This is a genomic window from Falsiroseomonas sp., assembly GCF_030695085.1.
Lineage (GTDB): Bacteria > Pseudomonadota > Alphaproteobacteria > Acetobacterales > Acetobacteraceae > Falsiroseomonas.
This window is the reverse complement of sequence record NZ_JAUYTS010000056.1, coordinates 103,257-128,754: the sequence shown is the minus strand read 5'-3', so window position 1 is coordinate 128,754 and position 25,498 is coordinate 103,257. Positions and strand designations below refer to the sequence as shown.

22 protein-coding genes and 1 tRNA gene are annotated in these 25,498 nt (G+C 69.2%); 8 read left to right on the top strand and 15 right to left on the bottom strand.

All coding sequences use genetic code 11. The features are described from left to right. Positions 1-196, top strand: a 196-nt coding sequence (locus Q8S40_RS06875) for a hypothetical protein (RefSeq protein WP_305669787.1), incomplete at its 5' end; no start/stop codon positions are given. Positions 197-266: 70 nt separating this feature from the next. Here Q8S40_RS06875 and Q8S40_RS06870 read toward each other — a convergent pair. Next, positions 267-917, bottom strand: coding sequence for a CoA transferase subunit B (locus tag Q8S40_RS06870; protein WP_305669786.1), 651 nt, complete (start codon positions 915-917; stop codon positions 267-269). A 156-nt stretch (positions 918-1,073) separates the two neighbouring features. Continuing rightward, on the bottom strand, positions 1,074-1,805 hold the full coding sequence (locus Q8S40_RS06865) for a CoA transferase subunit A (RefSeq protein WP_305669785.1): 732 nt from the start codon (positions 1,803-1,805) through the stop codon (positions 1,074-1,076). 142 nt (positions 1,806-1,947) lie between these two features. Between Q8S40_RS06865 and Q8S40_RS06860 the strand changes: the two genes are divergently transcribed. Further along, positions 1,948-2,023 (top strand) — tRNA-Ala (locus tag Q8S40_RS06860). 55 nt (positions 2,024-2,078) lie between these two features. Here Q8S40_RS06860 and Q8S40_RS06855 read toward each other — a convergent pair. From Q8S40_RS06855 to Q8S40_RS06830, 6 genes are all read right to left on the bottom strand, one after another. Further along, positions 2,079-2,456, bottom strand: a complete 378-nt coding sequence (locus Q8S40_RS06855) for a hypothetical protein (RefSeq protein WP_305669784.1) — start codon at positions 2,454-2,456, stop codon at positions 2,079-2,081. A 50-nt stretch (positions 2,457-2,506) separates the two neighbouring features. Beyond that, a complete protein-coding gene (locus Q8S40_RS06850) occupies positions 2,507-4,411 on the bottom strand; it encodes a potassium transporter Kup (protein ID WP_305669783.1) in 1,905 nt (634 codons plus the stop codon). Between the two features lie 55 nt (positions 4,412-4,466). After that, positions 4,467-5,219 carry an amino acid ABC transporter ATP-binding protein gene (locus Q8S40_RS06845; protein WP_304812566.1) on the bottom strand — a complete coding sequence of 251 codons (753 nt, stop codon included), beginning with the start codon at positions 5,217-5,219 and terminating at the stop codon, positions 4,467-4,469. Positions 5,220-5,284: 65 nt separating this feature from the next. Then, positions 5,285-6,427 carry an amino acid ABC transporter permease gene (locus Q8S40_RS06840; protein ID WP_304812378.1) on the bottom strand — a complete coding sequence of 381 codons (1,143 nt, stop codon included), beginning with the start codon at positions 6,425-6,427 and terminating at the stop codon, positions 5,285-5,287. Positions 6,428-6,429: 2 nt separating this feature from the next. After that, positions 6,430-7,635 (bottom strand): amino acid ABC transporter permease, encoded by a 1,206-nt coding sequence (locus Q8S40_RS06835; RefSeq protein WP_304812381.1) that lies wholly within the window; start codon positions 7,633-7,635, stop codon positions 6,430-6,432. Between the two features lie 300 nt (positions 7,636-7,935). Further along, positions 7,936-8,994 (bottom strand): amino acid ABC transporter substrate-binding protein, encoded by a 1,059-nt coding sequence (locus Q8S40_RS06830; RefSeq protein ID WP_305669782.1) that lies wholly within the window; start codon positions 8,992-8,994, stop codon positions 7,936-7,938. Positions 8,995-9,248: 254 nt separating this feature from the next. Between Q8S40_RS06830 and Q8S40_RS06825 the strand changes: the two genes are divergently transcribed. Continuing rightward, positions 9,249-10,163 carry an ornithine cyclodeaminase family protein gene (locus Q8S40_RS06825; protein ID WP_305669781.1) on the top strand — a complete coding sequence of 305 codons (915 nt, stop codon included), beginning with the start codon at positions 9,249-9,251 and terminating at the stop codon, positions 10,161-10,163. Here the strand turns inward: Q8S40_RS06825 and Q8S40_RS06820 are convergent. Then, positions 10,160-10,402: a hypothetical protein gene (locus Q8S40_RS06820; protein WP_305669780.1), complete on the bottom strand. Its 243-nt coding sequence runs from the start codon at positions 10,400-10,402 to the stop codon at positions 10,160-10,162. The two genes, Q8S40_RS06825 and Q8S40_RS06820, sit on opposite strands and share 4 nt — an antisense overlap. 117 nt (positions 10,403-10,519) lie before the next feature. Here Q8S40_RS06820 and Q8S40_RS06815 point away from each other — a divergent pair, with 117 nt between their 5' ends. The 3 genes from Q8S40_RS06815 to Q8S40_RS06805 all read left to right on the top strand — a co-directional run bounded on the left by Q8S40_RS06815 (position 10,520) and on the right by Q8S40_RS06805 (position 14,183). Then, entirely contained in the window at positions 10,520-12,109 is a 1,590-nt protein-coding gene (locus Q8S40_RS06815) for an alpha-amylase family glycosyl hydrolase (protein ID WP_305669779.1), read from the top strand. Between the two features lie 104 nt (positions 12,110-12,213). Beyond that, positions 12,214-13,377, top strand: coding sequence for an ATP-binding protein (locus Q8S40_RS06810; RefSeq protein WP_305669778.1), 1,164 nt, complete (start codon positions 12,214-12,216; stop codon positions 13,375-13,377). Positions 13,378-13,475: 98 nt separating this feature from the next. Then, positions 13,476-14,183 carry a ribonuclease activity regulator RraA gene (locus Q8S40_RS06805; protein WP_304812392.1) on the top strand — a complete coding sequence of 236 codons (708 nt, stop codon included), beginning with the start codon at positions 13,476-13,478 and terminating at the stop codon, positions 14,181-14,183. A 15-nt stretch (positions 14,184-14,198) separates the two neighbouring features. Here Q8S40_RS06805 and Q8S40_RS06800 read toward each other — a convergent pair whose 3' ends face one another. Continuing rightward, the gene (locus tag Q8S40_RS06800) at positions 14,199-15,107 is read right to left on the bottom strand and encodes a LysR family transcriptional regulator (protein ID WP_305669777.1); all 909 of its coding nucleotides are present in this window, start codon (positions 15,105-15,107) and stop codon (positions 14,199-14,201) included. A gap of 98 nt (positions 15,108-15,205) precedes the next feature. On the opposite strand from Q8S40_RS06800, the gene Q8S40_RS06795 reads away from it, so the two are divergent. Both Q8S40_RS06795 and Q8S40_RS06790 read left to right on the top strand, forming a co-directional pair. After that, entirely contained in the window at positions 15,206-16,354 is a 1,149-nt protein-coding gene (locus tag Q8S40_RS06795) for a mandelate racemase/muconate lactonizing enzyme family protein (RefSeq protein ID WP_305669776.1), read from the top strand. Positions 16,355-16,382: 28 nt separating this feature from the next. Further along, on the top strand, positions 16,383-17,360 hold the full coding sequence (locus Q8S40_RS06790; RefSeq protein ID WP_305669775.1) for a tripartite tricarboxylate transporter substrate binding protein: 978 nt from the start codon (positions 16,383-16,385) through the stop codon (positions 17,358-17,360). A 145-nt stretch (positions 17,361-17,505) separates the two neighbouring features. On the opposite strand, the gene Q8S40_RS06785 is transcribed toward Q8S40_RS06790, so the two are convergent. From Q8S40_RS06785 to pnp, 5 genes are all read right to left on the bottom strand, one after another. After that, entirely contained in the window at positions 17,506-18,621 is a 1,116-nt protein-coding gene (locus Q8S40_RS06785) for an NADH:flavin oxidoreductase/NADH oxidase (RefSeq protein WP_305669774.1), read from the bottom strand. Positions 18,622-18,638: 17 nt separating this feature from the next. Beyond that, a complete protein-coding gene (locus tag Q8S40_RS06780) occupies positions 18,639-19,454 on the bottom strand; it encodes a DUF2272 domain-containing protein (RefSeq protein WP_305669773.1) in 816 nt (271 codons plus the stop codon). Then, positions 19,451-21,316 (bottom strand): hypothetical protein, encoded by a 1,866-nt coding sequence (locus Q8S40_RS06775; protein ID WP_305669772.1) that lies wholly within the window; start codon positions 21,314-21,316, stop codon positions 19,451-19,453. The genes Q8S40_RS06780 and Q8S40_RS06775 overlap by 4 nt, the downstream gene beginning before the upstream one ends. Before the next feature lie 89 nt (positions 21,317-21,405). Next, positions 21,406-22,806 carry a nitronate monooxygenase family protein gene (locus Q8S40_RS06770; RefSeq protein WP_304812406.1) on the bottom strand — a complete coding sequence of 467 codons (1,401 nt, stop codon included), beginning with the start codon at positions 22,804-22,806 and terminating at the stop codon, positions 21,406-21,408. Between the two features lie 141 nt (positions 22,807-22,947). After that, the gene (gene pnp, locus Q8S40_RS06765; RefSeq protein WP_305669771.1) at positions 22,948-25,185 is read right to left on the bottom strand and encodes a polyribonucleotide nucleotidyltransferase; all 2,238 of its coding nucleotides are present in this window, start codon (positions 25,183-25,185) and stop codon (positions 22,948-22,950) included. Positions 25,186-25,498: the final 313 nt, after the last annotated feature.

Here is a 25,498-nt window from a genome sequence, read left to right as displayed (position 1 = left end):
GCGCCGGGCGCCCACGTCCCAGCCAGCGCGCGAGGTCGCGCCGGTCGCCGCCGCGCGCGCCACACCCACCCCGGCCGCCGGCGGCGACTGGGAACGGTCCCTGGCGGAGCGGGAGCGGGAGCTGGAGCGGCTGCGCCGGATCCTCGAGGATGACCGCCTGCGCTACCAGCAGGTGCGCCAGCCGCAGCTTCAGTAGTCGCTGAACGGGGCGCGCCTTCGCGGCGCCCCCTCGGCTCAGGCCAGCTTGGGGTCAGGCCAGCTTGGGGTCAGGCGTTGACCAGCGCGGTGGTGAAATCCGCCTCGGTCTTGTCGCGGATCTCGGCCTCGGTCACGCCGGGGGCCGTCTCCAGCAGGCGCATCGGGGCATCGCCCTTCTTGTCGATGGCGAAGACGCCCAGTTCCGTCACCACCACATCCACCACGCGCCGGCCGGTCAGCGGCAGGTTGCAGGATTTCAGCAGCTTCGGCTTGCCGCCGGCCGTGTGCTCCATCAGCACGATCACGCGCTTGACGCCGGCCACCAGGTCCATCGCGCCGCCCATCCCCTTCACCATCTTGCCGGGGATCATCCAGTTCGCCAGGTCGCCATTCTGCGCCACCTGCAGCGCGCCCAGGATGGACAGGTCGATATGCCCGCCGCGGATCATGCCGAAGGACTGGGCGCTGTCGAAAAAGCTGCTGGAGGGCAGCTGCGTGATGGTCTGCTTGCCGGCATTGATCAGGTCCGGATCCTCCTCCCCCTCATAGGGGAAGGGGCCGAGGCCGAGCATGCCGTTCTCGGATTGCAGCTGCACCGTCATGCCGGGCGGCACGTGGTTGGCCACCAGTGTTGGGATGCCGATGCCGAGATTCACATAGAAGCCGTCCTGCAGCTCGCGCGCCGCGCGCGCCGCCATTTCGTCGCGGGTCCAGGGCATTCCGTTATCTCCAGGAAAAGGCAAGGGCGGCACGCGCCACTTCGCGCGGGCCGAGGCCGCGGACGCGGCCCGCGCACAGACCCACGATGCGGCGGGAAGCCACAGTGGCTTGCGCGAAGCCAAGGGCGTGCAGCGCCCGCCCGGCGTCTGAGGGCTTCAAATATCGCCACCGGCGCCAGCCGGTGCCGGGTGCTTGCGGATGGTGCGCTGTTCGATCCGCTTCTCGAAATCGGGCGGCAGCGCGATCATCCGCTTCACGAAGATGCCGGGGGTGTGGATGTGGTCCGCATCGATCTCGCCGTTGCGGACGATGTGTTCCACCTGCGCGACCGTCACCTTCGCCGCGGTGGCCATCACCGGGTTGAAGTTCCGCGCGGTCTTCCGGTAGACGACATTGCCCTCATGGTCCGCCATATAGGCGTGGATGATGGCGAGGTCGGCGAACAGGCCGCGCTCCATCACGTAATGCTCGCCGTCGAATTCCCGCGTCTCCTTGCCCTCCGCCACCGCCGTGCCGTAGCCGGTCTTGGTGAAGAAGGCCGGGATTCCGGCGCCGCCGGCGCGGATACGCTCGGCCAGCGTGCCCTGCGGGTTGAACTCGATCTCCAATTCGCCGGCCAGGTACTGCTTCGCGAAGGTCGCGTTCTCACCGACATAGGAGCTGATCATCTTGCGGATCTGCCGCGTGTGCAGCAGCAGGCCGAGGCCGGCATCGTCGATGCCCGCATTGTTCGAGATGACCGTCAGGTCCTTCACGCCCGATTCCCGGATCGCCTCGATCAGGACGGAGGGGATGCCGCTGATGCCGAAGCCGCCGGACATGATGGTCATGCCATCCCGCAACAGCCCGGCGAGTGCCGCCTTCGCATCCCCGTAGATCTTGCCCATCGCTGCCCGTGCCCTCCAGCCCCTGATGTTCCGGACCCTATGCGGGTCCGGCGCGCGACGGAAGGGGGTTGCGAAACCCGCCTGGGGGTGGCTTGCGCGCCCCCCGACCGGCGGCTATACGGCCCGCCTCGTGACTGTGTGCGGGGCCATAGCTCAGTTGGTAGAGCGCTTGAATGGCATTCAAGAGGTCTGGGGTTCGACTCCCCATGGCTCCACCAGATTTTCGGGAAGGGCGTCCACCGCAGGGTGGGCGCCTTTTTTGTTGGGGCTGGCCTATTCCACCGCCACAATGCGCCAGGCGGATTCGGCGCCATCGGGCCTGCGGATCGATACCACCTCGCCTGGCCGCAGCCAGCCGCCGGCGCCCAATATGCGGTGCAGCGGGGCCTCGGACAGCGAATCGCCCGCTTGTGGAAAGCGCAGCGCCCAGCCTTCCTCATCATGCGCCACGTCGCCCAGGATGGGCGGCGCATCCGGCATCTCCAGCCGCGCCGGCCAGGGCTCCGTCCCAGCCCGCAGGGCCTGCACATCCGGCATGCCATGCGCGTCCAGCGCCATGGCGAAGATCAACCGGTACCCGGCATTCGCCTGCGGATCCGCCGGGCTCCAGGTTCGCACCAGCGTCACCTCAACCAGCCTCGACGCGACCACCTTGCCACTCCTATGCCCACGTTCTGCAACGCGGCAGATGGGCATTCGTTTCAGATGGCCACCCGCACGCCAAGCTCCACCACCCGGTCCGACGGGATGCGGAAGAATTCCGTGGCGGGCTGGGCGTTGCGGCTCATCAGCGTAAACAGCCATTGGCGCCAGCGTGGCATCTTCGGCACCGCGGCGGCCACCACCGTCTCCCGCCCCAGGAAGTAGCTGGCCTGCATCGGCTCGAACGGAATGCCGATGTCGCGCAGCGCCTCCAGCTCCTTCGGCAGGTTCGGGCTTTCCAGGAAGCCGTAGCGCAGGATCACGCGGTGGATGTCGGGCGCCAATTCGGTCACCTCCCGCCGGTCCTCGACGCGGGGGATATCCTCGTTCAGCACCGTCACGAACAGCACGCGCTGATGCAGCACCTTGTTGTGCTTAAGGTTGTGCAGCAGCGCGCCGGGCACGAAATCCGCCTGGCTGGTCATGAAAACGGCAATCCCCGGTACCCGCAGCGTGCGGGATTGGGGCAGCCGGGCGAGGAAGGATTTCAGCGGCAGGCTATCCTGGCGGAAGCGGGCGAACAGCAATTCGCGGCCGCGCCGCCAGGTCCGCATCAGGGTGAACAGCACGATGCCGAGCAGCAGTGGGAAGTAGCCCCCCTCTGGCACCTTCAGCAGGTTGGCCGCGAAATACAGCACGTCGATCAACAGGAACAGGCCGAAGACCGGCAGCGCCAGCCACAGCGGCCAGCCGAAGCGGCGCCAGAACACCACGCCCGCCAGCAGGCTGGTGCAGACGAAGGTGCCCGTCACCGCCAGGCCATAGGCCGCGGCCAGCGCGTCGGAGGAGCGGAATTCCAGCACCAGGATGATCACGCCGAACAGCAGCATGAAGTTCACCTGCGGCAGGTAGATCTGGCCCTGCTCCGTCTCACTCGTGTGGCGCACCGTCATGCGCGGCAGCAGGCCGAGCTGTATCGCCTGGCGCGCGACGGAGAAGGCGCCCGAGATCATCGCCTGGCTGGCGATGATGGTCGCCGCCGTGGCCAGCAGCACCAGGGGCAGGCGCAGCACCTCCGGCGCCAGCAGGAAGAAGGGGCTTTCGAGCGCCGCCGGATCGGCCAGCAACAGCGCGCCCTGGCCGAAGTAATTCAGCACCAGCGCCGGCAGCACGATGAACATCCAGGCGAAGCGGATCGGCTTGGCGCCGAAATGCCCCATATCCGCATACAGCGCTTCCCCCCCCGTCACCGCCAGCACCACGGCGCCGAGCGAGATGAAGGCGGCGATGCGGTATTCCGTGGCGAAGGCGAGCGCGTGGTGCGGCGAAAGAGCCGAGAGCACCTGTGGGTTCTGCACGATCTGCGCCAGGCCGAGCAGCGCCAGCACCAGGAACCAGAAGGCGGTGATCGGGCCGAAGATGGCGCCCATGGACCCGGTGCCGCGATACTGCACCAGGAACAGCCCGATGAGCACGACGAGCGAGACCGGGATCACCGCCGGCTCCATCGCGGGCGAGACCACCTTCAGCCCCTCCACCGCCGACAGCACCGAGATCGCGGGCGTCACCATGCCATCGCTGAAGAACAGGCTGGCGCCGGCGATGCCCACCAGCATCACCAGGCGGCGGGACCGGCTGCCCGGTGGCATGGCGTTCTGCGCCAGGGCGGTGAGCGCCATGATGCCGCCCTCCCCGCGATTATCGGCGCGCAGGATGAAGCCGACATATTTCACCGTAACGACGATGATCAGCGACCAGAAGATCAGGCTGAGGATGCCAAGAATCTCGAAGGGCGTGATCCCGTCCGCCGCGAACAGCAACAGAGAGGCGCGCATTGCATAAAGCGGGCTGGTGCCGATGTCGCCATAGACGATGCCGAGAACACCGATGATGGCAGCCAGCGAGGCAGGGCGGGCGGCGGGATGGCTCAAAGTGAGCTCCAGATGCGGAACGGGCGCAGGCATAGGCCCGCGCCCTGGTGCACCGCAAGCATGGCCCGCCCGCCTGGGCCGCCCTGGCTCAATGTCCCCGCAGGATCTGGCTGAGGAACAGGCGCAGGCGGTCCGTCTTCGGGTCGCTGAACAGCGCCTCCGGCTCCCCGCTCTCCACGATCTCGCCGCGATCCATGAACACCACGCGGTCCGCCACCTGGCGGGCGAAGCCCATTTCATGGGTCACGCAGATCATGGTCATGCCGGTCTCCGCCAGCATCACCATGGTATCCAGCACCTCCTTGATCATTTCCGGGTCGAGCGCCGAGGTCGGCTCGTCGAACAGCATGATCTTGGGCTTCATGCACAGCGCGCGCGCGATGGCGACGCGCTGCTGCTGGCCGCCGGAGAGCTGGCCGGGATACTTCTTCGCCTGTTCCGGGATGCGGACCCGTTCCAGGTATTCCATCGCCAGGTCCTCGGCTTCCTTCTTCGGCATCCGGCGCACCCAGATCGGCGCCAGGGTGCAGTTCTCCAGCACCGTCAGATGGGGGAACAGGTTGAAGGACTGGAACACCATGCCGACCTCGCGGCGGATCGCATCCAGGCTGCGCAGGTCGTCCGACAGCTCGATGCCGTCCACCATGATCTTGCCCTGCTGGTGCTGTTCCAGCCGGTTGATGCAGCGGATCATGGTGGATTTGCCGGAGCCGGAGGGGCCGCACACCACCACGCGCTCGCCCGTGGCAACGGACAGGTTGATGTCGCGCAGCACATGCAGCGTGCCGAACCACTTGTTCACGTCCGCCAGCACGATGGCGGGCGGCGCATCGGTCCGCATGGCGGAGGCGAAGCGGCCCTCGGTTTCGATGGTCTGACCCATATTCAGCTTCCCTGTGCTCCGCTTCAGCGGCTGCGATGTTGGTTGAGGTCGCGTTCGAGATCCTGGCTGTACTTCGACATGGCGAAGCAGAACACCAGGTAGATGGCGCCGACGAAGACATAGACCTCGATCCCGAAGCCCTGCCAGGCAGGCTCCACGATCGCGGTCTTGCCCGCGGTCAGCAGGTCGAAGATGCCGATGATCAGCACCAGCGACGTGTCCTTGAAGAATCCGATGAAGGTGTTCACCAGGGGCGGAATCACCAGCCGCAAGGCCTGCGGCAGGATGATGAAGCCGGTCTTGTACCAGTAGGACAGGCCGAGCGCGTCCGCTGCCTCATACTGTCCGCGCGGCAGGGTCTGCAGCCCGGCGCGCACCACCTCCGCCAGATAGGCGCCGGCGAACAGCGTGATGGCGACCTGCGCGCGCAGCAATTTGTCGATGTTCATGCCCTCCGGCAGGAACAGCGGGAACATCACGCTGGCCATGAACAGCAGGCTGATCAGCGGCACGCCGCGCACCAGTTCCACATACAGCACGCAGAGCATCTTGATGGCGGGCAGCTTGGACCGCCGGCCGAGTGCCACGAGCACCGCCAGCGGAAAGGCGAAGGCCAGGCCGAAGGTGGACAGGATCAGCGTGATGGGCAGCCCGCCCCAGCGTTCCTGCGGCACATACGACAGGCCGAGGATGCCGCCCCACATCAGCACGCCGATCACCGTCAGCGTGCCGATCCAGATCGGGATCAGCACCCAGGACCAGAAGCGCCGCATGGCCGAGACCACATACAGCGCGATGAACAGCGCGCAGACCAGCAGCGGCCGCCAGTGTTCCTCATACGGGTAGGTGCCGAACAGGATGAAGCGGTGCTTTTCCCCGATCACCGCCCAGCACGCCCCGGCGCCTTCCAGTTCCCGGCAGGCCTGGGTCTGCGGGATGTTGCCCTGCACGGGCACGGTCCAGATGGCGTTGATGAAGGCCCAGTCGATGAAGCCGATCGTCCAGCGGATCAGCAGATAGGCCAGCACCAGGGAAACCGCGGTGTTGATCCAGGAGGAGAACAGGTTGGCCCGCAGCCAGGCCACCGGCCCCGTACTGACCACCGGCGCGGTGCGTGGCGCGGCTTCCGGGTTGGCGGTGGCGGCATTCAGCGTCACGTCGCTCATGCTCAGCGCTCCACCAGGGCGATTCGGGAGTTGTACCAGTTCATGAAGAAGCTGATCGACAGGCTGATGGTCAGGTAGACCAGCATGATGATGGCAATGCCCTCGATCGCCTGGCCGGTCTGGTTCAGCGTGGTGTTGGCGATGCTGACGATGTCCTGGTAGCCGATGGCCACCGCGAGCGAGGAATTCTTGGTCAGGTTCAGATACTGGCTGGTCATCGGCGGGATGATGACGCGCAGCGCCTGCGGCAGCACAATGCGCTTCAGGATGTCGCCGCGCCGCATGCCGAGCGCCTGCGCGGCCTCCCACTGCCCCAGGCTCACCGCCTGGATGCCGGCGCGGACGATCTCCGCGATGAAGCCGGCGGTGTAGGTCACGAGGCCGAGCAGCAGCGCGAAATACTCGGGCGTCATCGTGATGCCGCCCTGGAAGTTGAAGCCGCGCAGCGCCGGGATGTCCGGCGTGAAGGGCGCGCCAAGCGTGGTCCAGACCAGCAGCGGCAGCCCGACCATCAGCGTGATGCCGGCGGGCCAGACCTTGCGCGGCTGGCCATCGGCGTATTGCCGCGCGCGCATCGCCTTGGCGAACAGCAGCGTGCCGACGAAGCCCGCCACCAGGGCCAGAAGCGCCCACCAATGCGCCGGCATCCATTCGATGAAGGGCAGCAGCAGCCCGCGATTGGACAGGAACACGCCATCCACCGGGTTCAGCGCCTGGCGCGGCCCGGGCAGGCTTTGCAGGATGGTGTACCAGAACAGCAGTTGCAGCAGCAGCGGCAGGTCGCGGATGATCTCGACATACAGGCCCGCCACCTTCGACAGCAGCCAGTTCTTCGACAGCCGCGCGATGCCCACCAGCGTGCCGAGGATGGTGGCCAGCACCACGCCCACGATCGCCACCTTCAGCGTGTTCAGCACGCCGACGGTCAGGGCGCGGCGATAGGTATCCGTGGGTTCGTAGGAGATCAGGCTCTCGCCGATCGGCAGCCCCGCCTCCCGCCCCAGGAAGCCGAAGCCGGTGGCAATGCGGCGCACCTCCAGGTTGTGCACCGTGTTGGACCACAGCCAGTAGAGGATGGCCGCGACCACGCCCACCACCAGCACCTGCCAGACGATGCCGCGCAGGCGTTCATCGGACCAGGACAGGCGGATCGGTCGGCGGGGCGGCCCGGCCTTGGCAAGGCGCGGATCGGCGGTCGAGGAAGACATGCGGCATCCCTGTTGCGGAGTGGCTCCCGCAGGTTGGCTCCTGCCGGCGCTGGCGAGTCTTGTCGGAAAATCTGGTGCAGCCAGGATTCTGCCAGTGCAAAGGGGGCTTCGGAGCCACGGGCCATGCAAGCATTGGGCCGGTGGCGCGCAATCCCGGGGCTGCCGGCAGGATCGCCTGTCTTGGTCGCCGGGCGGCAAGCGGGCCGCCCGGGTTGGTCGTCACCCGGCGGAAGCCGGGTGATCAGGGCCTAGAGATCGTTTGAGAACACTGGCGGGTCGGTAGCATTCCCAAACGGTCGCTCAGCGCAGCGGCGGCGCGTATTGCAGGCCGCCATTGGTCCACAGCGCGTTCGGGCCGCGCTGCAGGCCGATCGGGCCCAGGTTCCGCTCGAACATCTCGCCGTAATTGCCCAGCGTGCGGATGATGTTCACCATCCACAGGTTGTCGACGCCGAGCATCTGGCCCAGTTCACCGCTGCGGCCGAGCATGCGCTGCACATCCGGCCGCGCATCGGTTTGCGCCGCCTGCTGCACATTCGCCGCCGTGATGCCCAGTTCCTCGGCACCCACCAGGCCGAAATGGATCCAGCGCAGCAGGTCGGCGAAGCGCTGGTCACCATGGCGAACTGCCGGGCCAAGCGGCTCCTTGCTGATCACGTCCGGCAGGATCATGTGGTCGGCCGGCCGCGGCTGCGCCGAACGGGTGGAGGCGAGGCCGGAGACGTCGGTCGTGTAGGCATCGCAGCGGCCGGACACATAGGCGCCCACCACTTCCTCCAGCCGCTCGATCACCACCGGGGTGAAGCGGATGCGGTTGGCGCGCGCCCAGTCGGTCAGGTTCTGCTCGGTGGTGGTGCCGGGCTGCACGCAGATGGTGGCGCCGTTCAGGTCGCGCGCGGTGCGCACCCCGGCAGAGGTCTTCACCATGAAGCCCTGGCCGTCATAGAAATTGATGCCGGTGAAGTCGAAGCCCAGCGAGGTGTCGCGGGACAGGGTCCAGGTCGTGTTGCGGGCCAGCATGTCGACTTCGCCGGACTGCAGCGCCGTGAAGCGGTTCTGCGCCGTGGTCGGCACGTAGCGGACCTTGTTCGGGTCGTTCCACAGCGCGACGGCGACGGCGCGGCAGTAATCCACGTCGAAGCCGCGCCAGACGCCCTGGCTGTCCGGCTGGGCGAAGCCGGCCAGGCCGGTGTTCACGCCGCAGATCAGCGTGCCGCGGGCGCGGATCGCGTCCAGGGTGGCGCCACTGGCGGCGGGGGCCTGGGCCATCGCCGGGGCCATCATGGGGGCCATCACGGGCGCCACCAGCATCGCGGCACCACCCATCACGGCGGCCAAAGTCAGGCGGAGTGCCTTCATACCGTCAACTCCCTTATCTCGTTACGAAGCCTCTGGGCCGCCCGGTTCTTCCGGCGGCACGGCCCATGGCGCGAAGCCGGGGACCATGCTGCGCCAGCGCCGGGCGGCGAGCAACGCGCGAATCGGCGCGTTCGGCCGCTTCGCTAGGCGGCGCATCCGCGCGTGTCAAACGGTCCATCTTCCTGCCATTTTGCCCCGCCCGCAGGGTGTGCAAGCCTGTGTCCCCACCGCCGGAAGGGAAAGGATTTGCCACGATGCGGATGATGACGGCGGAGCAGTTGCGGCACGCCCTGCCCTGGGCCGCACTGGAAGCGGCGCTGGAGGCGATGTTCCGCGATGGCTGCGAGGCGCCGCTGCGCCACCGCCACGCCCTGCCCGAATCCGGCATGCTGCTGCTGATGCCGGCCTGGACCGCCCGCCATTCCGGGGTGAAGACCGTGCATGTGCTGCCCGGCAATGGCGCGCGCGGCCTGCCGGCGGTGCAGGCGGTGTATCTGCTGTCCGATGCCGCGACCGGCCAGCCGATCGCGCTGCTGGATGGCGGGGAGCTGACGGACCGCCGGACCGCCGCCGCCAGCACGCTGGCCGGCCGCTACCTGGCGCGGCCGGACAGCCGCCGCCTGCTGGTGCTCGGCGCCGGCCGGGTCGCCGCCGCCCTGGCGGAAGCCTGGTGCGACCGTTTCCCGATCGAACAGGTCGCGATCTGGGCACGCAAGCCGGCGCAGGCGGAGGCGCTGGCGGCACGGCTGGCAGTTCACGGCCTGCCTGCCTTGGCCGCCGCCAGCCCGAATCCGGCCGGCTTCGACATCGTCTCCGCCGCCACCCTGTCCGAGGCGCCGCTGGTTCTGGGCGCGGAGGTCTCGCCCGGCACCCATGTGGACCTGGTCGGCGCCTTCCGGCCAACGATGCGGGAGAGTGACGGCGCCCTGCTGGCCCGCGCCACATTGGTGCTGGACACGCGCGCCGGCGGCCTGGCCGAAGCCGGTGACGTGGTGCAGGCCATCGCCGAGGGCGCCATCACGGAGGCGCAGGTTGCCGCCGACCTGTTCGACCTGTGCCGTGGCACCCATCCCGGGCGTCGCGGTGCGCAGGAGGTCACGGTGTTCAAATCCGTCGGCTGGGCCGGCGAGGATCTGGCCGCGGCCGTGCTCGCCACCGGGTCGGACTAGCCGCGGCGGGGCCGCTCCGGCGCGATGTCCACCGGCCCGCCGCGCAGCTGGGCCTGTTCCATGGCCTCGCCCGGCTGGGTCGCGCCGGGCTGGATCGGCCTGTCCACCGTGCCGGCGGCGTCAGCCTCCCCGGCCTCCTCGCCGCTCTCGCCTTCCCGCACGGGCTCGCCGCCCGGCAGGGTGGGGCGCAGCGCGTCCTCCGCACCTTTTGCCTCGTCCAACCGGTCCTTGTCGTCCATACCAGCCATCCCTTAGCCCAGAGGGGCAGGAACGCCCGGCCCGGTGGACGGTTGCCCGCTGGTGCAACCCGCACGGCGGCCAGGCTTTTCTGACTCCGGACAGATTGGAGCGGATGCATGAGTTCATGGTGGCAGGGCGCGGTGATCTACCAGATCTACCCGCGGTCGTTCCGTGATTCGGATGGCGACGGCGTGGGCGATCTGCGCGGCCTGCTGGCGGGGATCGACCATATCGCGAGCCTCGGCGTGGACGCGATCTGGCTCTCGCCCATCTATGTCTCGCCGCAGGCCGATTTCGGCTACGACATCGCCGACCACTGCGCCATCGACCCCGCCTATGGCACCCAGGCGGATTTCGATGCGCTGGTCGAGGCCGCCCATGCGCGCGGGCTGAAGGTGATGCTGGACCTGGTGGTCGGCCACACCAGCGTGGAACATCCCTGGTTCCTGGAAAGCCGCGCCCGCCGCACCGGGCCGCTGGCGGATCGCTACATCTGGGCCGATCCGCGGCCGGATGGCACGCCGCCGAACAACTGGCTTTCCGTCTTCGGCGGCCCCGCCTGGCGCTGGGAATCCCGCCGCCGGCAGTACTATCTGCACCATTTCCTGTCCGCGCAGCCGGCGCTGAACCTGGCCGAGCCCGCAACCCGCGATGCGGTGGCGGAGATCATGCGCTTCTGGCTGTCCCGCGGCGTGGACGGTTTTCGCATCGACGCGCTGGATTTCCTGCACCGCGACCCGCAGCTGCGGGACAATCCGGCCGCGCCGCCCAAGCCTGAAATCCCCTCGAAGCTGTTCGGGATGCAGCTTCATCAGTTCGACATGATGGGGCCGGAGACGCCGACCATCCTGCGGCATTTCCGCGCCACGGCGGATGCCTTCGGCGATCGCGCGCTGCTGGGCGAATTGTCCTCCCAGCCCGGCGCGCATGCGCGCGTGGCCCGCTCCACCGGGCCGGGGCTGCTGCACATGGCCTATACCCTGGCCCCGCTGCGTGGCGCCTTCGACCACCCGATCGCCACCGCCCTGGTGCAGGCGGCCGCCAATCCGGAAGGCTGGGCCTGCTGGTGCTTCAGCAACCACGACGTGGTCCGCACCGCAACGCGCTGGGCGCCCGGCCAGGTGCCGGATGCCCGCGTCACGCGCCTGCTGCTGGCCCTGCTGCTGACACTGCGCGGCAGCATCTGCCTGTATCAGGGGGAGGAGCTGGGCCTGCCCGAGGCGGAGCTGCCCTTCGCGGCGCTGCGCGACCCCTTCGGCATTGAATTCTGGCCGGACTTCGCCGGCCGCGACGGCTCCCGCACGCCGATGCCCTGGCGCCAGTCCGAGCCCCAGGCCGGCTTCACCACCGGCACACCCTGGCTGCCGGTGCCGGATACGCATCTACCCCTGGCGGTCGATGTGCAGGAGGCGGATGCGGACAGCCCGCTGCACTTCACCCGGGCTTTGCTGAAGCTGCGCCATGGCCATCCGGCGATGATCACCGGGGATCTGGTGCCGCTCGACCTGCCGGCGCCGCTGCTGGGGTTCGACCGGGTGGACGCGGCCAGCGGCGCGCGGCTGCGCTGCCTGTTCAACCTCTCGGGCCAGCCGGCGCCGGTGCCGCCCGTGCTGCTGGCCGGCGCGCAGCCACTGGCGGATGCGATCCTGCCCGATCCGCAGGGCACGCTGCCGGAATGGGGCGTGGCACTGGCGCGGATGCCCTGACGGGCATGCCGAGCCTCCAAATCTAGCAAAGCCTAAAGAAGACTAGGAAAATTCGGTAGTCTTCCCTATACATTGCTAGACATAAGGTCGCCGCCGGAGGACCGATGGACCCCTACCGCAATCCGTTTGCCCCTGGAGCGGGAAGCCGCCCGCCGGAGCTTGCAGGCCGGGCGGCCATTCTCGAGGCTGGCAAGATTTCCTGCGTGCGTGCCGTGCAGGGCAGAAGCGCACGCTCGATCATGCTCTTGGGCTTGCGGGGCACCGGGAAAACGGTGCTGCTCAACGAAATTGGGCGACAGGCTGAACAGGAGGGCCTGTTGGTCTCCAAAGTCGAATCTCCGGAGGGCGAAAGTCTCGCCCGCCTCATTTATCCGGAGATGCGAAAGGTCATGAGATCGCTGTCTGGCGTGGAAGCTGCCAAACAGATCGCTGCTCGAGGCCTCAAGGGCCTTCGGAATTTTGCTTCGATATTCAAGATCGATATGGCTGGGGTAGAAGTCGGCGTCGAGCCCGAACCCGGATTGGTTGATACCGGCGATCTCCAGTACGATCTACCTGATCTTTTTGTCCTGATTGGACAATCCGCCAAGGCGGCCGGGCGTGGCTGGCTGCTTTTGATCGATGAGGTGCAGTATCTCACGGAGAGTGATCTTTCGGCCTTGATTGTCGCATTGCACCGTGTATCGCAGGAAGGTCTGCCGGTCCTGCTGGTCGGCGCAGGTCTCCCGCAAGTTGCGCGCTTGGCCGGAGAAGCCAAGTCCTACGCTGAGCGGCTGTTCCAATACCCGGCGGTGGGTGCCCTGGACCCGGTATCTGCGAGGCAAGCGATCGAGAAGCCGATCATTGAGGAAGGCGCAAAAATAGAAGAGGAAGCCCTGGGATCTATTATTGAACGCACCAGGGGCTACCCCTTCTTTATCCAGGAATGGGCTTCCGTGACGTGGAACAATGCGGAAGACTCAAAGATAACACTTGGCGATGCCGACAAATCCTACCCAGAAACACTTGCATCGCTGGATCAAGGGTTCTTCAAGGTCCGGATTGACCGCCTGACAAAGGCGGAAGTTCAGTTCGTCAAGGCAATGGCACAGCTTGGCGACGGGCCTTACGCGCTGGCGGACATTTCAAGGCAAATGAACCGCGCGCAAAAATCTTTGGGACCCGCCCGGGCCAGCATCATCGCAAAAGGCATGATTTACAGCACGGATCACGGATATCTTGATTTTACGGTTCCTCTTTTTGCCGAATTCATGCGGCGCCAAGGCTGACTGATGCGCAGGTGGTGCCCCCCAGCAGGGCACCCTGGACGGCAGGCCCGCATCGCGCTTCAAGCTTCGCCATCGAAGCACACGGAGCCGGCCTGCCCATGACCCCCGCACAGCGCGACGCCCTTCTGGGCGTGACCACCGCCACCCTGACCACGGTGCTGCTGAAGAAGGGCGTGCGGTTCTGCTACATCGCCGGCAGCCGCCCGCTGGTGCCCGGCCCCACCCAGCGCATCGTCGGCCCCGCCTTTACGCTGCGCTTCACCCCGACGCGGGAAGACCTCGCCACCGTCGATAGCTGGGCCTCCCCCACCTCCACCCGCGCCGCGATCGAGGCGATGCCGGAAGGCGCGGTTGCCGTGGCGGATGCCATGGGCAGCACCGCCGCCGGCATCTTCGGCGATATCCTGTGCGCCCGCATGGCCAAGAAGGGCGTCGCCGGGCTGGTGACGGATGGCATGGTGCGTGACGGCGCCGGCGTGATCGGCACCGGCCTGCCGGTGTTCTGCCAGGGCTATGTGGCGCCCGCCTCCGTTGCCGCGCTGAACTTCGTCGGCTGGCAGGAAACCATTGGCTGCGGCGGCGTCACCGTGGTGCCGGGCGATATCGTCGTGGCCGACCAGGACGGCGCCGTGGTGATCCCGGCCGCGCTGCTGGATGCCGTGGTGGATGCGGCGGTGGAGCAGGAACGGCTGGAGGCCTGGATCATGGTGGAAGTCGGCAAGGGCGTGGCCCTGCCTGGCCTGTATCCCGCCAATGCCGAGACCAAGGCGCGCTATGAGGCCGACAAGGCCGCCGGCCGCGCCTGACCGGCCGGGGGCGCGTTACGGCGCGCGCCCTTCCTCCGCCACCAGCTGATCCAGCACGGCGACGAAATCCTGCTCCAGCCGGGACGGCGCGCGATGGCGGGGCCGCAGCAGGCTGACGGCCAGGCGAGTGCGCGGCAGCAGCCGCCGCACCACCAGCCCCTGGGACCGCGCCTCCTGCAACCCGACGCCGTCCAGCACCGCAATCCCGGCGCCTTCGCGCACCAGGGCGCAGGCGATGGCGGATTGCGAGACCTCCATGGCGATCCGCCCGCTGCGTCCGGCCTCCGCCAGCGCCCGGTGCAGCACCGCGCCGACCGGCTGCTGCGGGCCCAGCGAGATCAGCGGCAGGTCCAGGAGATCCGCCAGATGCAGCGCGCGCTTCGCGGCCAGCGCGTGCCCCGCCGGCAGGGCGCAGCCGATCTCGGAGGTGAACAGGCTGCGCGCTTCCGTCCTGGCATCAGGCGTGGTGCCCAGGATCAGCGCCAGATCGGCGCGGTGGTCCGCCACCAGGTTCACCGCCTCGATCGCCGTCACCGCGCGCAGGGCCAGGAACACCTCCGGCCGCGTTCCCCGGAAGCGGGCGATGGCGCGGGGCAGCAGCGTGGTGGTCAGCGCCGGCACCGCGACCAGCGTCAGCAGGCCGGAACGCCCGCCGCGCAGATCCTCCGCCAGGCGCCCGAGGTCTTCCAGCGCGGTGAAGGCGCCGACCAGTTCCGGCAGCAGCGCATGCGCCTCCGCCGTCGGCACCAGGCGCTTCCGCTGGCGCACGAACAGGGCGAAGCCGAGCCGTTCCTCCGCCTGTTGCAGCATCTTGCTGGCGCTGGGCTGGGACATGCCGAGCGTGGCGGCCGCGGCGGTGACGCCGCCCTGGTCCATCACGGCGCGGAACACCTGCAACTCGCGCAGATTGAGGTTCATAGCCATTCAGCGATGATGTCAGCGAATCTCGCCATTTGACAGCATGAATCCCACGCCGCAGCCTCCCCCCGGGCGCAGCACCACGAAAGACGCCGGGGGAACGCATGAAGATCGCCAGCATCCAGGGCTTCCACGCGGGCTTCAGCCCGACACCGGCGCTGGGCAACGCCTCCACCTTCATCCGCCGGCGCGACTTCCTGCTGCTGCGCGTGGTGACGGAATCCGGCGTGGTCGGCTGGGGCGAGGTCTTCGCCTCCCCCTTCGCCGCGGCGGCGCTGATCAGGACGAAGCTGGCGCCGCTGCTGCTGGGCCAGAGCGTGCGGGATTACGGCCGGCTGTATCACGCCATGCTCGGCACGCTGGGCTATGACCGGCGCGGCCCGGCGATGATGGCGGCCTCGGCCGTGGATATGGCGCTGCATGATGCGGCGGCGCGCGGACAGGGCCTCAGCGTCGCGGCGATGCTGGGCGGCGCGCTGCGCGACCGCGCGCTCGCCTATGCCAGCGGTCCCTTCATCGCGGAGGGCGCCGCGCCCTATGGCGCCTATCCGGAACAGGTCGATGCCCTGCTGCGCCGCGGTTTCCGCGCCATCAAGCCGCGCGCCGGCTTCAACCCGCGCGCGGATGGCGTGATGACCCGGGCGATGCGCCGGCAGGTGGGCGATGACGTCGCGCTGATGGTCGATATCAACCAGGGCTACGGCGTCGGCTCCGCCATCGAATCCGCCAGGCGGATGGAGGAGGCCGGGCTGCTCTGGATCGAGGAGCCGCTGCAGCCCGAGGATATCCCCGGCTACCAGGCCGTCGCCCGCGCCGTGCCCTGCGCCATCGCGGGCGGCGAGGCGCTGGCCAGCCTGGCCGCCTTCCGGGATTTCCTGGCCGCGCGCACCTTTTCCGTCCTGCAACCGGACCTGACGGTCTGTGGCGGCTTCACCGGCTTCCGTCGCGTCGCCGCGCTGGCCGATGCCTATGACCTGCCGGTGATGCCGCATGTCTTCGGCACGCTGGTGAATTTCCACGCCGCCCTGCAGATGGCCGCCCTGCTGCCCGCGCGGCGTGGCGGTGGGCCGGCGCCCTACCCCTTCATCGAATACGACGCGACGCCGAACCCGCTGCTGACGCTGCTCGGCACGCCGGTACTGGATAGGGCGGGGATGGTCGCGCTGCCCGAGGGGCCGGGCATCGGGCTGGAGCTGGACCCGGCGCGCCTGGCGCCCTGGCTGACCGAAAGCTGGAGCCTTGGCGGCGACTGAAACAACAACAAGAACGAGGAATGCGCCGATGACCATCACCCTGCGCCGCCGGAGCCTGCTCACCGCCACCCTCGCCGCCGCGCTCGCCGCGCCCGCCCTGGCCCAGGGCTATCCCAGCCGGCCGGTGCGGCTGATCGTGCCCTATCCGCCCGGCGGCGCCACGGACATCACCGCGCGGCTGCTGGCGCAGGAGCTTTCCAGCTCGCTCGGCCAGCCTTTCGCGGTGGAGAATCGCGGCGGCGGCGCCAGCGTCACCGGCACCCAGGCGATCGCCGCGGCGACGCCGGATGGCCATGCGCTCGGCGTGATCGATACCGCCTTCGTGGTGAACCCCGGCCTGCTCGGCAGCCGGCTGCCCTATGACACCAGGCGGGATTTCAGCTTCGTCTCGGTCCTGGTGCGGTCGCCGCTGGTGCTGGTGGTGCCGGCCTCCGCCCCCTGGCAGGATCTGGCGGCGCTGGTGCGCGACGCCAGGGCCAAGCCGAATGAGCTGACCTTCGGCTCCGCCGGCAATGGCACCGCGGTGCATATGGCGGGCGAGCAGTTCCGCCTGGCCGCCGGCTTCAGCTTCCTGCATGTGCCCTATCGCGGCGGCGGGCCGATGATCACGGATGTCCTCGCCGGCCGTGTCCACATGGCCTTCGGCACCATCCCGGCGATGGCCGAACATGTCCGCGCCGGCCGGCTGCGGGCGCTGGCGATCACCGGCGACACGCGCGCCAGCCTGCTGCCGGAGGTGCCCACCATGGCGGAGGCGGGCTTCCCGGCGGTGGATGCCGCGCTGCTGAACGCGCTGATCGGCCCGGCCGGGCTGCCGGAGCCGGTGCTGGCCCAGCTGGCGGAGGCGTCCCGGCGCGCCGTCACCAGCCCGGCGATGACGGCGCGGCTGACGCAGCTGGGCTTCGAGCCGGTCGGCGGGACACCGGCCGAGGCCGCCGCCCTGTTGCTGGCCCAGATCACGCAATGGGACCGGGTGATCCGGGACGGCGACATCAAGGTGGATTGAAGGCTGCCTCTCCCCGCCTGGGGGAGAGGGCTCTCGGGGCCGCTGAAATCCCGCGGGTCCAGATCCCGCGGGTCGTGACCGATCCGCGCCTCAAGCGCCTGGACCTACCCCGCGCGCCGCGGGTTCCGGGCGGTGGGATCTGGGATCAGCCCAGCGGCGGCATCGGCGCGCCGGTTTCCACCCGCATCGCCATGCGCGCGATGGACCCCCAGGCGCGGTCGTATTGCGGCGGGGTGCGGATGGCATCCACCCGGCCCAGCGCGACCGCGGCGCGCATCGGCCAGTAGGGGTCGCGCAGCGTGGCGCGGGCCAGCAGCACCAGGTCGGCGCGGCCCTCGGTGATGATCGCCTGCGCCTGCTCCGGCTCCGTGATCAGGCCGACGGCCGCCACCAGCACGCCGGCGCCCTGCTTCACCGCCTCCGCCCCCGGCACCTGGTAGCCCGGGCCGAGCACGATCTTCTGCGACGGGTCGATGCCGCCGGAGGAGACGTCGATCACGTCGATGCCGATCGCGGCCATGCGCTTCGACAATTCGATGCTCTCCGCCGTGCTCCAGCCGCCCTCGATCCAGTCGGTGTGCGAGATGCGGAGGAACAGCGGCACCTCCTCCCCCACCGCTTCGCGCACCGCGGCCGCGATCGCCAGCGGCAGCCGGGTGCGGCCCTCGAAATCGCCGCCCCAGCGGTCGTTGCGCTTGTTGGAAATGGGCGACATGAACTGGTGCAGCAGATAGCCATGCGCGCCGTGCAGTTCGATCAGCTTGTAGCCGGCGGCCAGCGCGCGCTTCGCCGTGGCGGCGAAGGCGGCGGGCAGGTCGAGGATCTCGGCCTCGGTCATCGGGCGCGGCGCGGCGAAATGGCCCATCGGCAGGTTGCTGGCGGAGACGATCTCCCAGCCCGGGCTCGCCGGCTCATCCACCCAGGCCGGCGCCCGGCTGGCCTTGCGGCCGGCATGGCCGATCTGGATCGCCGGCACCGCGCCGGCATGGGCGATGGCGGCCGCCAGCCGCGCATGGGACGGGATCTGCGCATCCTCCCACAGCCCGACATCGCCCGGGGTGATGCGGCCTTCCGGCAGCACGGCGGTGGCCTCCACCATCACCATGCCCGCGCCGCCCAGGGCGCGTTGCAGCAGATGCGCCATGTGCCAGTCGGTCGGGCGGCCATCATCGCCGCAGCAATACTGGCACATCGGCGAGATGCCGATGCGGTTGGCAAGCGTCACGCCACGGATGGTCAGCGGGGAGAACAGATCAGTCATCTTGGCAAAAATCCCGTTCAGGGTGCGAAAGGCGGCAGGCGGCCGAGGCGGCTTTCCATGACCAGCAGGATAGGCGCCCGGCCCGGCGGGGCCTGCGCCAGAAGCCCGGCGGCATCGGCCGGGTAGCGGGTGAGCATCACGGTGTCGCCGACATTGCCGCCGACCACCTCCACCACACCCGGTGCCACGCCGGTGACGATGTCGCAATGCATCGGCCGCGGGATCCCGGCCTCCGCCCGCCGCTCGGACCAATGGGCCAGCCGGGCGCGGCTGCGGTCGAAGCACACCAGATCACCCGCGCGCGGCGCGTAGCCGTCGGGCGCATGCGGCCGGAAGGGCGCGGTGGCGGGGAAGGCGTCGGCATCGGCAATCAGCGCATCCAGGTACAGGGAATGCGTGGCGTTGGGCGGAAACTCCCGCGCATCCACCCCGGCCGAGCGGAACACCCAGGAGATGAAGGCCGCCGACCAGGCGGGTTCCGACCACAAGGCGGTGCTGGTCATGCCGGACAGCGCGGCGGCGTAGATCGGGCGGTTGGCGCGGATCGCGCCCTCGTCATTCTCCACCGCGCGCCAATAGGCCAGCACGCGCGGGAAATTCGCAGGATCGGATTCGGCGGGCGCCAGGCCGGCCGCATCGTCCGGCGTTTCTGGCCAGGCATCCCGCACCACGCCGCCCCAGTCGCGCCATTCGCCGAGCGCCAGCCGCACCACCCGTTCCGCCGCCGCCGGCGGATAGACCAGGGGCTGGGATGGCGGGGCCGCCGGCCGCATGGGCGCGGCGCAGCCCGCCAGCGCCAGCAGCGCGGCCACGGCCAGGGCGGCTGGCCTCATGCCGGAACCGGCAGCCGCAGGATCGTCGCATCGGGCGCCATCAGCGCCAGCGCCACCGCCGCCTGCGCCGCCGGATGGGTTGCGCCGCCGAGCGGGGAGGGTGCCACCTCCAGCGCCGCGCCGCGCGGGCGCACCAGGGTGCGGAGCAGCGCCACCACCTGGCGGTGCAGCGCCCGGGCCTGCTCCGCCACCTCCGGCGGCAGTGCCTCCGGCCGCTGTTCCGCCACCAGCGCCAGGGTGCCGGCGGCGCGCACCAAAAGACCCAGCGCCTCGGCATGGCCACGTAGCGGGCCGGGGCGGCCGCCCTGCAGCACCAGCCCCTGCACCATCACCATCCGCCCGGCCTCGCGCAGTTCCACCTGGCCGGGCCGGATCGCCGCCAATGCCCGGCCGATCGGGCCGGCCAGCTGCAGCGGGTCGCCCAGCGCCAGCGCCCGCGCCAGGGCCAGAAGCGCCGTGGCATGGCCGGCGAGGTCAGCCGCGAAGGCGCCTCCTTCCCCCTGCAGGGCGATCAGCCGGGTCAGCAGCGCCTCGACCGGCGCCGTGGCCCCGGCGCGCTGGCGGGTCTCCGCCGCCAGGATGGCCCAGGCCAGGTCCGTCACCCCGGGGGTTCCGGCCAGCAGCGCGGCCATCTGGCGGTCGAACCAGGCCTCCAGCGCCACCTGCCGCTCCGCCGGCAGGATCACGCCATAGGATCGGCGGGCGGCGAACAGAAGCTGGGTGGCCACCGCGTTCAGCGCGGCGCCCTGCGGCGGCAGCGGCTCCAGGTCCAGCCCCGCGACGGATGGGGCGGCAGCACCCATCATCCGCGCGGCATCCTCCGCCATCATGCCGGCGGCCAGCAGCCTATCCTCCCGCACCACCAGCGAGGCGCCGGGCGCCAGGGCGACGGGACCGTGCCGCAGGATCAGCCAATGCAGCGCCGCCGGGCGCGCGGCGATGGCCTTCACGCTCATCACCCGCTCCGGCGCCTGCGGGCGGATGTGCAGCACCGGCGCGCCCTGCGGCCAGCCGGCCAGGCCGGTCGCCACATGCGACACTGGCGTGGCCTCCGCCCACAGGGAAAGGCCGGCGGCCTGCGGTGGGGCAAAGTCGCGCCAGGCCGTCGGGCTGCCCAGGCGGCCTTCCGCCATCTCCAGCCCCGCGGTGCCGAGCTGATCCAGCGCGGTGCTGATGCGCAGGCGGGCCAGGCTCTGGCCGGCCGCGGCGGTGAAGGTCACGGTCAGCCGCAGCAGCGGTGATCCGGCGGTGATCTCATAATCGTAGCGCAGCGTGCCGGCTTCCACCTGGCGCGGGCGCAGCCAGCCGGCCTTGCCCGTGATGCGGCTTTCATGGCGCAGCACCAGGCTGCCGCCGCGCCGGAGGATGGCGCAGTCCTGGATGCTGTCTTCCACATCCACGCCGTTGCGGTACCGGCCGAGGCGGAATTCCGCGAGGTTGCCGGTATGCAGCAGCGGGGCGCTGGCATCGCCGCGCAACTGCTGGCGCACCAGCCCGGCCGAGAGATCGCCGGTGAAGCGGTGGTAGGGGGTCAGGATCTCGAAATCGCGGGGATCGTCGCGCAGCAGATCGATGCCACCCACGGCGGCACGGCGGCATGGCAGCGGCATGTCGGCCATGGCCATGACGAAATCCAGCACGCCATCGGCGAAGGCAGGGTCGGCATCCCGGATTTCCGGCTGGGCCAGCAATTCCGCCGCCTGGGCATTGGCCGGCATGGCGCAGAAGCCGCCGCCATCGGCCCCCGTGCCTTCCGCCAGCGCCATGAGGCGCCGCCCACCCACCGTGACTTCCCGCAGCAGAGCGCTACGGAGATGGGCGACCAACCGGTCGCGGTCGACGGCGTGCAGCAGGTTTCGCATGGCGTGCGGACAGGCCTCCGAGACTTGCGCCAGGATACCGCCTTCGGCAGCGCTGCGTGAAGGGCGCGCAGGACACGCGCCCCACGGTTTCAGCGGCCGGTCATGATCCGTTCGACCAGCTGCTTCGCCGTCGGCACGAAGCCGTTCGAATAGAAGGGGTCGCTGCCGAAACGGAAGGCGTTGTGGCCGGCGAACATCAGGTTGCGATGCAACGCGCCGTCATGCGCCACGTCCTGCAGGGTCTTCTGGATGCAGAAGCTGCGCGGGTCCGCCTTCTTGCCGGTGGAGAAATCCGGCTCCGTCTGCGCCCAGTTCGAGAAGCGGCAATGGCTGAGGCAGCCCATGCAGTCGATCTGGTCCTTCAGGATCTCCCGCGCATTCTCCGGCGTCACGAAGATCAGCGTGTTGTCCGGCGTGCGCATCGCCTCGATGAAGCCTGCCGCTTCCCAGCCCTGCACCCGGGCGCGGTCATGCGCGGTCAGGTAGACCAGCCGCTTGCGCGGGCCGACGCCGTATTCCGCGACATGGTCGCCGACCGGTTCGCTGGTGAAGGCCACCTGGCGCTCGCTGCGGTCTTCCAGCTCACGCAGGAATTCGTTGCGGATGGCGCTTGAATAGAAGCCGGTGGGCGAGAAGGCCTGCAGCGAGACATCACCCGGCTTCAGCGTCAGCAGGCGCTGCTTCCAGGCCTCGCTGATCGGGCTTTCCTGGGTCAGCAGCGGGCGGGTGCCGAACTGGAAGGCGATAGGGCCGAGATCGGGATTGTCGATCCAGTCCTCCCACTCCTCCAGCCACCAGACGCCGCCGGCCATGATGATCGGCACGTCGCCCAGGCCGAATTCGCGCATCTGCTGGCGCAGCTTCAGCACACGGGGGAAGGGGTCTTCCGGCCGCTTCGGATCCTCGGAATTGGACAGGCCGTTATGGCCGCCGGCCAGCCAGGGATCCTCATACACCACGCCGCCCAGCCATTCCCGGGTCTTGGAATAGGCGCGCTTCCACAGCGCGGAGAAGGCGCGGGCGGAGGAGATGATGGGGTAGTAGTGCACCCCGTAGTCGCGGGCGATATCCGCCAGGCGATAGGGCATGCCGGCACCGCAGGTGATGCCGTGGATCAGGCCCTTGGCCCCATCCAGCATGCCGCGCGCCACACGCTCCGCCCCGCCCATCTCCCACAGGATGTTGGCGTGGATGCGGCCCTGGCCGTTGGAGCGTTCATGCGCTTCCTTCGCCTGGGCGATGCCGCCGGCAATGCCGTAGGCGACCAGCTCCTCATGCCGTTCGCGGCGGGTGCGGCCGGAATAGGTCTGGCGGATGAGGTTGCCATCCGCGTCGTAGCTGTCGGCGTTCACGGCGGAGAAGGTGCCGACGCCGCCGCCGGAGGCCCAGCCGCCACAGGTCGCACCATTCGAGACGGCAACGCCCTTGCCGCCTTCCACCAGCGGAAGAACGTCCACGCCACCCATGCGGATCGGGTTGATGGCCTTCAAGGATTCAGGCTCCGGGCAATTTTGGGGTTCGTCCCGCGCGCCGAGATGCGCACGTAACCGGGATATGGCGTGTAAATTGCCGCAGGGGGAGGGGTCCCCCTGCGGATTACTTGGAGATCGGGCTTTCTCGCGGCGCGAGGGTCAGCCTTCTTCGCGGCGCGGGCGGAAGCTGCGCTCACCGTCGCGGCGCGGCGGACGGTCGCCGCGCGGCGCGCGATCACCGCCGCCGCCGCCGCCTTCACCATCCTCACGCGGGCGGCGGGCGCCGACCTGCTCGGAGATGTCGGCGCCGGTGGCCTGGTCGACCACGCGCATGGAGAGCTTCACCTTGCCGCGGTCATCGAAGCCGATGACCTTCACCTTCACCGCATCGCCGTCCTTGACCACGTCGCTGGTCTTCTGGACGCGCTCATTCTGCAGTTCAGAGATGTGGACCAGGCCGTCCTTGGCGCCGAGGAAGTTCACGAAGGCGCCGAATTCGGCCGTCTTCACAACCTTGCCGTTGTAGATCTTGCCGATCTCCGGCTCCGCCACGATGCCCATGATCCGGTCGATGGCCTTCTGGGCCGCCTCCACCGTCGTCGCCGCCACCTTGATGGTGCCATCGTCGTCGATGTCGATCTTGGTGCCGGTCTGCTCCGTGATCTCGCGGATCACCTTGCCGCCGGAGCCGATCACGTCGCGGATCTTGTCCTTGTTGATGTTGATCACGGTGATGCGCGGCGCGGTGGCGGCAACATCGCCGCGGGCGCCGGACAGGCCCTTGGCCATCTCGCCCAGGATGTGCAGGCGGCCGTCCTTGGCCTGGCCGAGGGCGATCTTCATGATGTCGAAGGTGATGGACGTGATCTTGATGTCCATCTGGAGCGCGGTGATGCCGTTCTCCGAACCCGCCACCTTGAAGTCCATGTCGCCCAGGTGGTCTTCGTCACCCAGGATGTCGGACAGCACGGCGAAGCCGCGGTCTTCCTTGATCAGGCCCATGGCGATGCCGGCGCAGGGGCGCTTCAGCGGCGCGCCCGCATCCATCAGCGCGAGCGAGGTGCCGCAGACGGTGGCCATGGAGGACGACCCGTTGGATTCGGTGATCTCGGAGACCACGCGCATCGTGTAGGGGAACTTGTCCTTCTCCGGCAGCAGCGGATGCAGCGCCCGCCAGGCGAGCTTGCCGTGCCCGATCTCGCGGCGGCCAGGCGAGCCCATGCGGCCCGTCTCGTTCACCGAGTAGGGAGGGAAGTTGTAGTGCAGCATGAAGTTCTCGCGGTATTCGCCCGCGAGCGCATCGATGATCTGCTCATCCTGCCCGGTGCCCAGCGTGGCGACGCACAGCGCCTGCGTCTCGCCGCGGGTGAACAAAGCCGAGCCATGCGAGCGCGGCAGGATGCCGACCTCGGCCACGATCGGGCGAACCGTCTTGGTGTCGCGGCCATCGATCCGCATGCCGGTGTCGAGGATGGCGTTGCGGACCACATCGGCCTCGAGCGCCTTCATCAGCCCCTTGGCGGCGCCGGCATCCAGGCCCTCGGCCTCGAGCGCCGCGATGACCTGCTTCTTCACCGCGCCGACCTGGTTCTGGCGGGCCAGCTTCTCGGTGGTCTTGTAGGCTTCGACCATCGGCGCGCGGCCGAGCTCGGAAATGCGGGCCTTCAGCGTCTTCACGCTGTCGGCTTCCTCGGGCAGCGCCCAGGGCTCCTTGGCGGCCACCTCGGCCAGCTCGATGATCCCCTGGATCACCGCCTGGAACGACTTGTGGCCGAATTCCACGGCGCCGAGCATGACGTCCTCGGACAGCTCCTGCGCTTCGGATTCCACCATCAGCACGCCCTCGGCGGTGCCGGCGACCATCAGGTCGAGCTGGGATAGCTGAAGCTGGGCGGCGGTCGGGTTCAGCACATAGGCGCCATCGATATAGGCGACGCGGGCGCCGGCCACCGGGCCGAAGAAGGGAATGCCGGACAGCGTCAGCGCGGCGGAGCAGCCGACCAGCGCCACGACATCCGGGTTGTTCTCCAGGTCATGCGACAGCACGGTCGCGACCACCTGGACCTCGTTGCGGAAGCCTTCCGGGAACAGCGGGCGCAGCGGGCGGTCGATCAGGCGGGAGACCAGGGTCTCATTCTCGTTCGGCCGGCCTTCGCGCTTGAAGAAGCCGCCCGGGATCTTGCCGGCCGCGAAGGCCTTTTCCTGGTAGTTCACCGTCAGCGGGAAGAAATCCTGGCCCGGCTTCACGGACCGCGCGCCGACCACGGTGCAGAGCACGATGGTGTCGCCCAGGCGGGCCATCACCGCACCATCCGCCTGCCGGGCGACCTTGCCGGTCTCCAGCGTCAGAAGCTGGCCGCCCCAGGAGATGTCCTTGCGGAAATACTTGTCGAACATGGATCGTCCTTCTTGGCCCTGCCGGATGCAGGACCACAGCGAATGGCCACCCGGCGCGGAACGCACAGGCGGCCGGAACGCGACGAAGACGGATGCCCAAGGGACTGAAAAATAGCCGGGCCCCGGGGATGCGCGGCGACTCGGGCGGCATGGGTCCCACCGCGACCTGTCCCCGAAGGGCACGGCGCGATGGGGACGGCGCGAGCAGGGCCGCCCATGTGGCCGGAGGCGCCGTCATCGCCCCATCCGGGCGCGGCTGGTCCGCGAAAGCATCCGCTGCCATCGCAGCGAAGATCTGTCCCGGAACCCGGCC

Coding starts and splice junctions, on each gene's coding strand:
- Q8S40_RS06780 (WP_305669773.1), bottom strand. CDS start 19,454: ATGAGGCCAGCCGCCCTGGCCGTGGCCGCGCTGCTGGCGCTGGCGGGC.
- Q8S40_RS06865 (WP_305669785.1), bottom strand. CDS start 1,805: ATGGGCAAGATCTACGGGGATGCGAAGGCGGCACTCGCCGGGCTGTTG.
- Q8S40_RS06845 (WP_304812566.1), bottom strand. CDS start 5,219: ATGCGGACCGATGCGCCGCCCGCCATCGTGCTGGCGGACGTGAACAAG.
- Q8S40_RS06805 (WP_304812392.1), top strand. CDS start 13,476: ATGACCCCCGCACAGCGCGACGCCCTTCTGGGCGTGACCACCGCCACC.
- Q8S40_RS06870 (WP_305669786.1), bottom strand. CDS start 917: ATGCCCTGGACCCGCGACGAAATGGCGGCGCGCGCGGCGCGCGAGCTG.
- Q8S40_RS06840 (WP_304812378.1), bottom strand. CDS start 6,427: ATGAGCGACGTGACGCTGAATGCCGCCACCGCCAACCCGGAAGCCGCG.
- Q8S40_RS06815 (WP_305669779.1), top strand. CDS start 10,520: ATGAGTTCATGGTGGCAGGGCGCGGTGATCTACCAGATCTACCCGCGG.
- Q8S40_RS06800 (WP_305669777.1), bottom strand. CDS start 15,107: ATGGCTATGAACCTCAATCTGCGCGAGTTGCAGGTGTTCCGCGCCGTG.
- Q8S40_RS06835 (WP_304812381.1), bottom strand. CDS start 7,635: ATGTCTTCCTCGACCGCCGATCCGCGCCTTGCCAAGGCCGGGCCGCCC.
- Q8S40_RS06825 (WP_305669781.1), top strand. CDS start 9,249: ATGCGGATGATGACGGCGGAGCAGTTGCGGCACGCCCTGCCCTGGGCC.
- Q8S40_RS06790 (WP_305669775.1), top strand. CDS start 16,383: ATGACCATCACCCTGCGCCGCCGGAGCCTGCTCACCGCCACCCTCGCC.
- Q8S40_RS06785 (WP_305669774.1), bottom strand. CDS start 18,621: ATGACTGATCTGTTCTCCCCGCTGACCATCCGTGGCGTGACGCTTGCC.
- pnp (WP_305669771.1), bottom strand. CDS start 25,185: ATGTTCGACAAGTATTTCCGCAAGGACATCTCCTGGGGCGGCCAGCTT.
- Q8S40_RS06850 (WP_305669783.1), bottom strand. CDS start 4,411: ATGCCTGCGCCCGTTCCGCATCTGGAGCTCACTTTGAGCCATCCCGCC.
- Q8S40_RS06820 (WP_305669780.1), bottom strand. CDS start 10,402: ATGGACGACAAGGACCGGTTGGACGAGGCAAAAGGTGCGGAGGACGCG.
- Q8S40_RS06775 (WP_305669772.1), bottom strand. CDS start 21,316: ATGCGAAACCTGCTGCACGCCGTCGACCGCGACCGGTTGGTCGCCCAT.
- Q8S40_RS06810 (WP_305669778.1), top strand. CDS start 12,214: ATGGACCCCTACCGCAATCCGTTTGCCCCTGGAGCGGGAAGCCGCCCG.
- Q8S40_RS06830 (WP_305669782.1), bottom strand. CDS start 8,994: ATGAAGGCACTCCGCCTGACTTTGGCCGCCGTGATGGGTGGTGCCGCG.
- Q8S40_RS06795 (WP_305669776.1), top strand. CDS start 15,206: ATGAAGATCGCCAGCATCCAGGGCTTCCACGCGGGCTTCAGCCCGACA.